We start from the raw sequence: 3,046 nt of genomic DNA, 5'->3' as shown, positions 1-3,046 counted from the left end.
CGGTGCGCCACAGCACCGGCGACAGGCGGTACCCGACGATGCGGTCGACCGCCCGCCGGGCCTGCTGGGCGTCGACCAGGTCGAGGTTGATCGGGCGCGGCTCGGCGAACGCCGCGCGGATCGCGTCGCGGGTGATCTCGTCGAAGATCACCCGGTTGGCCTGGCGGGCGTCGAGCCCCAGGATCTCCGCGACGTGCCAGGCGATCGCCTCGCCCTCGCGGTCCAGGTCCAGCGCCAGCCACACCCGTTCGGCGTCCTTGGCCGCCTGGCGGAGCTTGGTCACGTGCTTCTTGGAGCCCGACGGGACCTCGTAGTGCAGGCGCGCCCCGCCGTCGTCGACCTCGACCGCGAAATCCGATTTGGGCAGGTCGCGGATGTGGCCGTAGGACGCCACGACCCGGTAGCCCTCCCCGAGGTACCGCTCGATGGTCTTGGCCTTGGTCGGCGACTCGACGACCACCAGCTGAGGCCGGTCGCGTTGCGTCTCGGTCATCGGACTCATCCCGTCGCCGGAGCGCACTGCTCCAGGGGCCGCGCACGGTGGAGCAAGTCCGCTGCCCTGTCAACCACACGGACTACCGCCTGCCGGGCTGCGACCACAGCCTGCGGACCCGTCCGTTCGCGCCGAGCGTCGCACCGACCGGAAGCCGGCCACCAGCCTCCCCGACGTGCCGGCGCGGCCGCGTGCGCTACGCTCCCCGCCCGTTCCGGCGCCCTCGAGCGCGCCGCCACCGCCGTCCGCCCCATCCCCGACGACCGGGCAGGTGAGCGCCGCATGCGCCTCTCCCGGCTGGAGACGTCACCGTGCAAGCGATCCCGTATCTCGCCGTCGTCGCGGCCCTCGCCGGGCTCACCCTCGCCGTCTACTTCTCCAACGTGGTCAACCGCGCCGACGAAGGCACGGAGAGGATGCAGGAGATCGCCGCCGCGATCCGTGAAGGCGCGATGGCGTTCCTGCGGCGTGAGTACCGCTGGGTGGCGGTGTTCGTCGCGGCCATGACCGTCCTGATCTTCGTGGTGCTGCCCTACGGCCGCCCGTGGGGGGCGCTGGCGTACCTCCTGGGCGCCGCGCTGTCGGGGGCTGCCGGGTTCGTGGGGATGCGCATCGCCACCGCCGCGAACGTCCGCACCGCCAACGCGGCCCGCCACGGCGCGCACCGCGCGCTGCCCCTGGCGTTCCGGGGCGGGGCGGTGATGGGCTTCACGGTCGCCGGGTTCGGGCTGCTGGGCATCGCGCTGGCCTACATCGTCTTCGTGCAGCTGTTGCGGGTGAACGACGCCTTCCAGGTCGTGGCGGCGTTCGGGCTCGGCGGCTCGTCGATCGCGCTGTTCGCCCGCATCGGTGGGGGGATCTACACCAAAGCGGCCGACGTCGGCGCGGACCTGGTCGGGAAGGTCGAGGCCGGGATCCCCGAGGACGACCCACGCAACCCCGCCACGATCGCCGACAACGTCGGTGACAACGTCGGCGACGTCGCCGGGATGGGCGCCGACCTGTTCGAGTCGTACGCCGGAGCGATCGTGGCGCCGATGGTCCTGGCGGCCCTGCTGTTCGGGGGGGTCGGTGCACGCGGTGAGCTCGCCCCGGACTTCACGAACCTGCAGCGCGCCACCTTCCTGTACCCGCTGCTGGTTGCGGCGCTGGGGATGCTCGCCTCGATCCTCGGGGCGCTGCTGGTCCGAGGCCGGAAGGGCACGAGCCTGTCGCGCCAACTGCACCGCGGCACCAACGTCGCGCTGGTGCTCACCGCGATCGCGGCCGTCGTCGGTTCCTACTGGGTGTTCGGTGCTGCGGTCCCCCAGGTCACCAACCCGCTGTACATGGCCACCGCGATCGTGGTCGGCCTGGTCGCCGGGTACGCGATCGGGTTCACGTCCGAGTACTACACCTCGGCCCACTACACGCCGGTCAAGCGGCTCGCTGGTCAGTCCGAGACAGGCTCGGCGACGGTGATCATCGGTGGGATCGCCGAGGGGATGCTGTCGACGGTCGCATCGGTGGTGCTGGTGGTGGGCGCGATCGGCCTGGCCTACGCCGCCGGGCAGGCCGCCATGCCCGGCATCGGCGAGTCCGGCCTGTACGGCGCGGCCCTCGCCGCGATCGGGATGCTGGCCACGACCGGGGCGGTGGTCGCGGTGGACGCGTACGGTCCGATCTCCGACAACGCCGGTGGTATCGCCGAGATGTCGGAGCTGCCGCCCGACGTCCGCGAGGTGACCGACTCGCTCGACGCTTTGGGCAACACGACGGCCGCGGTCGCCAAGGGCTTCGCGATCGGGTCAGCGGCGCTGACGGCCCTGGCTCTGTTCCGCGCGTTCACCGCCGCGGTCGGCCTCGACCGCATCGACATCCAGGACGTGTCGGTCGTGATCGGGCTGTTCCTCGGGGCGATGGTCACCTTCGCGTTCGCCGCGTTGACGATGAAGTCGGTGGGCCGGGCCGCCAACAAGATGATCGTGGAGGTCCGCCGCCAGTTCGCCGAGATCCCCGGCCTGCGTGAAGGGCGGGTCGGGGTACGACCCGACTACGCCCGCTGCGTGGACATCTCCACCGCCGCGGCTCTCCGCGAGATGGTGGTGCCGGGGGCACTGGCGGTGGCGCTCCCGCTGGTGGTCGGGCTGATCAGCACGCCGGCGCTGGGTGGGTTCCTGGCCGGCGCGCTCACGACCGGGTTCCTGCTGGCGATCTTCATGGCCAACGCCGGCGGGGCGTGGGACAACGCCAAGAAGTACATCGAGGCCGGCAACCTCGGCGGGAAGGGATCCGACGCGCACAAGGCCGCGGTCGTCGGTGACACGGTGGGCGACCCGTTCAAGGACACCTCCGGGCCCGCCATGAACATCCTGATCAAGGTCATGACGATCGTCGCGCTGGTGTTCGCGCCGGCGTTCCTTCCGTGACCGGCCTGGCTCACACCTTCCGGCCGAAGCCGGCCACCCAGGCGCGGTCGCGGTCCACGAGCGGGTCGGGACGGAGCTCGACCTGCACGTCGCGCAGCCCGTGTGACGCCAGCAGGACCTCGACCTCTTCCTCGGTCGCCTCCGA

2 protein-coding genes are annotated in these 3,046 nt (G+C 71.7%); one reads left to right on the top strand and one right to left on the bottom strand.

What is annotated here, in order from left to right; genetic code table 11:
• On the bottom strand, positions 1–493 hold a 493-nt coding region (locus tag M3N57_01640), incomplete at its 3' end, for a toprim domain-containing protein (protein MDP9021407.1).
• A gap of 311 nt (positions 494–804) precedes the next feature.
• Between M3N57_01640 and M3N57_01635 the strand changes: the two genes are divergently transcribed.
• Entirely contained in the window at positions 805–2,901 is a 2,097-nt protein-coding gene (locus M3N57_01635) for a sodium-translocating pyrophosphatase (GenBank protein MDP9021406.1), read from the top strand.
• The last annotated feature ends 145 nt before the right edge of the window (positions 2,902–3,046 follow it).

The sequence above is a fragment of the Actinomycetota bacterium genome (assembly GCA_030776725.1).
GTDB lineage: Bacteria > Actinomycetota > Nitriliruptoria > Nitriliruptorales > JAHWKO01 > JAHWKW01.
This window is presented reverse-complemented; position numbering and strand designations above follow the sequence as displayed.